Here is a 6,527-nt window from a genome sequence, read left to right as displayed (position 1 = left end):
GCCGTGGCCGCCATCGCCGACCCGCTGTCACAGCTGGTGGCGGCCGGCGTGCTGCTGCGGGCCAGCCGCGCCACGCCGGAACTGCTCGATACGGCCGTGGCCACGGCCTCGGACCAGGGCTGGCGCCGCCCGCTGCTGGCGTGGCTGGGCGTGCAGCGCCTGCGTGCCGAACAGGCGGGCGACACGCAGGCGGCGCAGCGCATCGCCCGGCGCATGGCGGTGGTGGAGCAGCCGCCCGCCCCCTGAGCGCGCCGGTTGCGGGGCCAGGACAGGCAGAATCAGGCATAATCGAGCCAGGGTGACGGCTAAGCCGTGCAGACCGCGAGGTGTGACGATGCAGTTCGAGGATTTCGACCTTTCTACTCCCGATGCCAGCCGGCATGGCGGCGCGGTGCCTGCCGGCGATGCGTCGGCCGCCACGGCCGTGCGCCTGCAATACCTGCTCGACAATACCCCGTCCATCATCTATTGCACCGTGCCCAGCGGTGACTTCAAGATGACGTTTGTCAGCAACAATGCCTTGAACGTGCTGGGCTACCGGCCCGAAGACATGGTGGCCGACCCGAATTTCTGGTTCGACCACATCCATCCCGACGATGCGCCCGGCATCTTTTCCAGCCTGGCGCAGATCTTCGTCGAAGGCGCGCGCGCGTATGAATACCGCTTCCGCGTGCAGGACGGCAGCTATCTGTGGATGCACGACAGCCTGCGCCTGGTGCGCGACGAGCACGGCGTGCCGTTCGAGGTGATCGGGTCGCTGACGGATATCACCGAGCGCAAGCGCATGGAAGCGATGTTGCAGGCGCGCGGCGAGGAGCAGCAACTACTGATCAGCAAGCTGCAGGAAGCGCACGACCAGCTGCTGCAAGCGGAAAAGATGGCCTCCATCGGCCAGCTGGCGGCCGGCATCGCGCATGAAATCAATAACCCGATCGGCTTCGTCAATTCCAACATGAGTTCGCTGCAAGCCTATGTCGGCACCCTCTTCGGCGTGATCGACCAGTACGAGGCGGCGATGCGCGAGGCGCCCGACAGCGCGGCGCTGGCCGCGCGCGTGGCCCAGGTACGCGCGCAGGCCGACCTGACATTCCTGCAGGACGACATGGTGGACCTGGTCGGCGAATCGATGGATGGCTTGAAGCGCGTGCGCGACATCGTGCAGGCGCTGAAGGATTTTTCCCATGTGGGCGAGACCGACTGGCAGGTCGCCAGCCTGCACGCGGGGCTGGACAGCACCCTGAATATCGTCGCCAACGAGTTGAAATACAAGGCCCGCATCGAGAAGCAATATGGCCAGCTGCCGCCCATCCTGTGCCTGGCTTCGCAGCTGAACCAGGTCTTCATGAACCTGCTCGTCAATGCGGGCCAGGCCATCAGCGGCGAAGGCGTGATCAGCATCCGCACGGGCCACGCGGACGGCTGGGTGTGGGTGGAGATCGGCGACACGGGCGCCGGCATCGCACCCGAGCACCTGAACCGCATCTTCGAACCGTTCTTCACCACCAAGGCCGTGGGCAGCGGCACGGGCCTGGGCCTGTCGCTGTCGTACGGCATCGTCAACAAGCACGGCGGCCGCATCGAGGTAGCGTCCGAAGTGGGCCGCGGCACGCGCTTTACCGTGCACCTGCCCCTGCAGCCCCCGGCCGCGAATGCCTAGGCGTCCTTGGGCGGCGCGTACACGCGGATGCTGAGCCGGCCGCCATTCTTGCCTTCGAAATCGATCAGCTGGGCAATCACGCGGGCCGTCAGCACGTGTTCGGCCGCCAGCAGCATCAGGCCATCGCGGCTGATCAGGTCGCGCGACAGCACCATGCCCGGCGCCAGCTGGCCCGACAGCACCGTCAGGTCGCGCGGCGGCGGTTCCGTCGCGTCCATGATGCTGCGGAAAGCGGCCACCACGGCGGGATCGTAGCGCTTGCCGACGCTGTCGTAGATCAGGCTGCGGGCCTCGTCGGCGCGCAGGCTGCGCTGCACCATGGCGCCGATCTGCAAGCCGTCGTAGTCCGAGGCCAGCGCCAGGATGCGCGCGCCCAGCGGAATGGCCAGGCCCACCAGGCCGTCGGGAAAGCCGCCGCCGTCGAAACGCTCGAGCTGCGAGCGCAGGATCACGGAAACGGCGCGCAGCTCGTCCAGCGCCATCAGCAATTGTTCCGCGCGCAGCGGATGCTTGCGGAAGGCGGCCAGCTGCTCGCCCGTCCAGGCGCTGGCCGGCAGTTCCAGCACATCGTCGCTCAAGCTGAGTTTGCCGATATCCTTGAGCAGGGCCGCGATGAACACGTCGCGCGCCTCCTGCCCTTCCAGGCCCAGCGCCAGCGCCAGCTTGCGCGCCAGTTCCGCCACCCGCCGCGCATGGCCGGCCAGCTTGCCGCCGCGCATTTCGATCAGGTTGGAAAACACCTTGATCGTCGTCACGAACGTGGCCTTCAGGCGCTCGTTGGCCGCCTGCACCTCGTCGTGCGACTGTTTCAGCTGCTGCGTGCGCGTGGCCACCTTCGCTTCCAGGCTGGCGTTGAGCGCCTGCAGCTGCACGTTCTGGCTGGCCGTCAGCGCTTCCAGGCGCCGTTTTTCCTGTTCCAGCGCGCGCCGTTCCAGCGCGTGGCGCACCACCAGCACGATATCGTTCTCGTCCCACGGCTTGGTCACGTAGCGGTAGATCTCGCCCTGGTTGATGGCGTCGAGGATGGACTGGATGTCCGCATAGCCCGTCAGCAGCAAACGCATGGTGCCGGGCCAGCGCTGGCGCACCTGGGCCAGGAACTGCGCGCCATCCATGTGCGGCATGCGCATGTCGGAGATGACCAGGTCCACCGCCTCGCCCTCGAGCAGGGCCAGGCCCGCCGCGCCGCTCTCGGCCGTCAGCACGCGATAGCCGTGCGGGCGGAACAGCCGCCGCAGCGACGACAGGATATTCGGCTCGTCATCGACGCACAGGATGGTCGGCGGCGCGGCCGCGGTGCTGGCGCTGGGGCTGGTGCTCATGCTGTCCTGTTCGTTGATGGTCATGGTGCGACGGCCTGCGCCTGGCGCACGGGCAAGGTGATGCGGAAAGTGGTGCCGCGCCCGATGACGCTGCGCACGTCGATGCGGCCGTGGTGCTTTTGCACCGTGCTGTAGGCCAGCGACAGGCCCAGGCCCGTGCCCTTGCCGACGGCCTTGGTGGTGAAGAAGGGGTCGAAGATGCGCGACAGGTGTTCGGGCGCGATGCCGCCGCCCGTGTCCTCGACCTCGATCCACACTTCCGCCGCGCTGTCGCTGCCCGTGCGCAGGATGATGCGTCCGCGCGCCTCGCCCATGGCGTGGGCGGCGTTGACGACCAGGTTCATGATCACCTGGTTCAGTTCGGAAGGCTGGCATTCGATATCGGGAATGTCGCCATACTCGCGCACCACGTCGGCCTTGTACTTGACCTCGTTATTCACGATATTGAGCGTGGTATCGATGCCCTGGCGTAAATCGGCCCAGACCCACTCCTGGTGCGCATCCGTGCGCGAAAAATCCTTCAGGTCCTGCACGATGCGGCGCACGCGGGCGATGCCTTCCTTCGACTCGCCCATCAGCAACGGAATGTCGCTGCGCAGGAAGTCCAGGTCGATCTGTTCGCGCAGCGCGCGCAGGCGCGCCGCCACCACGGCGTCGGCAACGGCCGGCTCCGCCTCCTCGTAGGCGTCGAGCATGCTGAACAGGTCGTCCAGATAGCCTTCCAGGGTGCCCACATTGGAAAACACATAGCCGATGGGGTTGTTGATCTCGTGCGCCACGCCGGCGGCCAGCTGGCCGATCGAAGCGAGCTTTTCCGACTGCAGCAGCTTTTGCTGGGCCAGCGACAGCTTGCTGTTCAATTCCGTCAAGGCCAGGTTGCGTTCGCGCAACTCAAGGTCGGCGATCTCGCGCTGGCGGATATCGTCGGCCAGGCGCTCGTTCATTTCCGCCAGCTGGGCCGTGCGCCTGGCCACCAGGTGTTCCAGGTTGTCGTGCGCCTTGCGCAGCGCCAATTCCGCCAGGCGCCGCTCGCTCACATCGCGCAGGGTTTCGATGGCGCCCACCAGTCGGCCCTGGCGGTCGCGCAGGGGGGCGGCCGTGAAGTGCAGCCAGTGGCCGTCGGGGCCGATATTTGCAAAGAAATCCTCGGCCTCGTAGGCGCCGGGGATCACGGGTGAGCGCTTCAGCTTGCCAAGATAAAGCTCATTTTCGCCGAACGCGATATCGTCAGCCACCAGCAAATCGGCCAGGCAGGCACGCGGCTGCGGATAGAACGCCTTCCAGTGGTCGCGCGTGCCCACCATCTCGGCGGCCGTAAAGCCCAGCAACTGTTCGCAGGCGCTGTTCCAGTGCGTCACCACGTGGTCCGTGTCGATGGCGAAGGTGGCCACGGGATGGCCATCGAAAAATGCCGACAGCGCGATGGAATCGCCCTGGCGGCGTTCCGGCTCGGCGGGCAGTGCCTGCCCTGCGTCTGTGTCCATGGCCTCTATCCTGTTCATGCCAGCATGATCCGCGACATTTCATCGTAGGTCGTTTCCGTTTGCCGCAGCAGCGCGAACCAGGCAGGCTCGTCCAGCGCCAGGCTGTGCCAGCCGGACGGCGACAGGGGCGGCACGAGCGCATCGTCGATACCGGCCAGGTCGAGCGCCAGGGCGACGGCATTGGCCATGTGCACGGCCAGCGGCAAGCCGCCCGCGTCCAGCCGCTCGATGGCGTGGTGGTCGGCCACCGCCTGTTGTATCGCCGTGGGAAACTTCCAGTAGGCGGCCAGGGCGCTGCCCACCTGCGCGTGGTCGATACCGAGGACGGCCAGTTCCGCCTCGGCCATCTGGCAGTCATGGGCCTGGCGATAGTCGCGCGCAAGCGCGTGCTCGGCCGGGAAGCGCGTCACCAGCACCAGGGTGCCCAGGTCATGCAGCAAGCCCGCCGTGAACGCCGTCTCGGGACTGACGCGCAGGTGCTGCGCCAGCAGGCGGGCGGCAACGGCCGTGGCCAGCGAGTGGCGCCAGAATGCCTGGAAATCGAAGCCGGCCACCGGCGCGAAGCTGCCCGTCAGGGCGCAGGCCGTGACGACGGTGCGGATGCTGTGAAAACCCAGCACGGAAACGGCTTGCGGAATGCTGGTGACCTTCGATTGCATGCCGTAGAACGAGGAATTGGCGATGCGCAGGGTCTTCGCCGCCAGGGCCTGGTCCAGCTCGATCTTTTGCGCCAGCACATGCACGTCCGTGTCGTCCTGGTCCATGCTCGACAACAGTTCCAGCACCACCACCGGCAGCGAGGGCAGCTCCTGTATCTGGCGGATAATGGTTTGAAAACTCAGCCTGATCATGAACCGCTCCCTTGCCGGTAGCGCTGCAGCAACGCCAGCAGTTCCGCCCCGGCGGAATCGGGCGGCGTGGCGCGGAACAGCACGGCCAGCCGCTCCAGGCGGCGCGCCCGTTCCTGCTCCGCATGCGCCTGCGCGGCGGGGTCGGGCTCGTCTTGCGCCACGATGTGGCAGCGCTCCACATTACGCCTGCGCAAGGCCGTCAGGTTGGCCGCCGTCAAGGTGGCGCCCTGGGCCAGCAGCACGGCGCCGCTGGCGTCGCTCAGCGCCTGCGCCAGCACCATGCCTTCCTCTGCTTGCTCGATGGAAATCTCGCGTCCGCTTTCACTCACGCTTGCACTCATGTATCCGCTCCATGACGGCTCAGGGTAACGAGGCTGCCGCGCGAGCGCGAATGCAGGCCCATGGGATGGACTGCCACGGCGTACGGCTGGCCGTCGATGGCGGCCAGGCAGGTTGCGCCCTGTCCGTCGAACAGCTGCGGCAAGACCAGCGCCGCCTCGTTGCCCAGCAGGGCCGCGCCCCGCTCGAACAGATTGGCCGCTGCCGCGTTGATGAAGGCGATCATGCCGTCCTCGTCGAGCCCGATCACGGGCAACGGCAGAAATTGCAGCAATTCGCGCGCGATGCCCAGGCTGACCTCGTCGCGGCTGATCTGGTGCTGCTGCTGGCTTACCAGCGCCTGCATGGCGGCGTTCGCGGCCGCCAGCGCCTGGTTGGCGACGCGCAGCTGGGCATTGAGGCGCGCATTGTCATCGTCGATGCCCTTCAGGCGGAAGGCTTCGGCGATATGCTCGCGCAACTGATGGTCTTCCCAGGGCTTGGTGAGGAACTTGAAGATGGCGCCTTCGTTGACGGCGTCCGTGACGGCCTGCAATTCGGTATAGCCGGACAGCATGATGCGTATGGTCTGCGGACACAGCAGCTTGGCCTTGCGCAGGAAGTCGGCGCCCAGCATGCCGGGCATGCGCTGGTCCGACACGATCACGTCGACCGCATGGCTGGCCAGCACCTCCAGCCCTTCCTGGCCGCTGCCGGCCGTCAGGATATGGTAGGCATCGCGCCGCAGCAGGCGCTTCAGCGAAGCGAGGATATTCGGCTCGTCGTCGACCAGCAGCAAGGTGCGCGGCTGCGCGGCCGGTGCCGCAGTCCCTGGCATACCATGCTCATCGTGCACATCCATCGGACCATCCTCTCATCGCCATGGCGATACGGG

6 protein-coding genes and 1 pseudogene are annotated in these 6,527 nt (G+C 66.8%); 2 read left to right on the top strand and 5 right to left on the bottom strand.

Annotation, left to right across the window (positions count from 1 at the left end):
* Both GCN74_RS20740 and GCN74_RS20735 read left to right on the top strand, forming a co-directional pair.
* A pseudogene (locus GCN74_RS20740) lies at positions 1-246 on the top strand (hypothetical protein); the annotation flags it as partial.
* A gap of 88 nt (positions 247-334) precedes the next feature.
* Positions 335-1,657, top strand: coding sequence for an ATP-binding protein (locus GCN74_RS20735; protein WP_152258421.1), 1,323 nt, complete (start codon positions 335-337; stop codon positions 1,655-1,657).
* Here the strand turns inward: GCN74_RS20735 and GCN74_RS20730 are convergent.
* Genes GCN74_RS20730 through GCN74_RS20710 form a run of 5 tightly spaced genes read right to left on the bottom strand, consistent with a single transcriptional unit; the run spans position 1,654 to position 6,470 of the window.
* Positions 1,654-3,003 carry an HD domain-containing phosphohydrolase gene (locus GCN74_RS20730; RefSeq protein ID WP_152258420.1) on the bottom strand — a complete coding sequence of 450 codons (1,350 nt, stop codon included), beginning with the start codon at positions 3,001-3,003 and terminating at the stop codon, positions 1,654-1,656. The genes GCN74_RS20735 and GCN74_RS20730 overlap by 4 nt on opposite strands.
* Positions 3,000-4,463: an ATP-binding protein gene (locus GCN74_RS20725; protein WP_152258419.1), complete on the bottom strand. Its 1,464-nt coding sequence runs from the start codon at positions 4,461-4,463 to the stop codon at positions 3,000-3,002. The genes GCN74_RS20730 and GCN74_RS20725 overlap by 4 nt, the downstream gene beginning before the upstream one ends.
* A 14-nt stretch (positions 4,464-4,477) precedes the next feature.
* Positions 4,478-5,314 (bottom strand): HDOD domain-containing protein, encoded by an 837-nt coding sequence (locus GCN74_RS20720; RefSeq protein ID WP_152258418.1) that lies wholly within the window; start codon positions 5,312-5,314, stop codon positions 4,478-4,480.
* Positions 5,311-5,655, bottom strand: a complete 345-nt coding sequence (locus GCN74_RS20715; protein WP_152258417.1) for a hypothetical protein — start codon at positions 5,653-5,655, stop codon at positions 5,311-5,313. Before GCN74_RS20715 ends, GCN74_RS20720 begins: the two co-directional genes overlap by 4 nt.
* Positions 5,652-6,470, bottom strand: a complete 819-nt coding sequence (locus GCN74_RS20710) for a response regulator (protein WP_226939140.1) — start codon at positions 6,468-6,470, stop codon at positions 5,652-5,654. Before GCN74_RS20710 ends, GCN74_RS20715 begins: the two co-directional genes overlap by 4 nt.
* Between the last annotated feature and the right edge of the window lie 57 nt (positions 6,471-6,527).

It is taken from the genome of Janthinobacterium sp. FT14W (assembly GCF_009208755.1).
In the GTDB taxonomy this organism is placed as follows: domain Bacteria; phylum Pseudomonadota; class Gammaproteobacteria; order Burkholderiales; family Burkholderiaceae_D; genus Janthinobacterium; species Janthinobacterium violaceinigrum.
The sequence above is the reverse complement of the archived record's forward strand: the minus strand, read 5'-3'. Positions and strand labels throughout refer to the sequence as shown.

Excerpts from the sequence above, each read along its gene's own strand:
- GCN74_RS20715 (WP_152258417.1), bottom strand. The coding sequence starts at position 5,655 with ATGAGTGCAAGCGTGAGTGAAAGCGGACGCGAGATTTCCATCGAGCAA.
- GCN74_RS20730 (WP_152258420.1), bottom strand. The coding sequence starts at position 3,003 with ATGACCATCAACGAACAGGACAGCATGAGCACCAGCCCCAGCGCCAGC.
- GCN74_RS20710 (WP_226939140.1), bottom strand. The coding sequence starts at position 6,470 with ATGCCAGGGACTGCGGCACCGGCCGCGCAGCCGCGCACCTTGCTGCTG.
- GCN74_RS20720 (WP_152258418.1), bottom strand. The coding sequence starts at position 5,314 with ATGATCAGGCTGAGTTTTCAAACCATTATCCGCCAGATACAGGAGCTG.
- GCN74_RS20735 (WP_152258421.1), top strand. The coding sequence starts at position 335 with ATGCAGTTCGAGGATTTCGACCTTTCTACTCCCGATGCCAGCCGGCAT.
- GCN74_RS20725 (WP_152258419.1), bottom strand. The coding sequence starts at position 4,463 with ATGGACACAGACGCAGGGCAGGCACTGCCCGCCGAGCCGGAACGCCGC.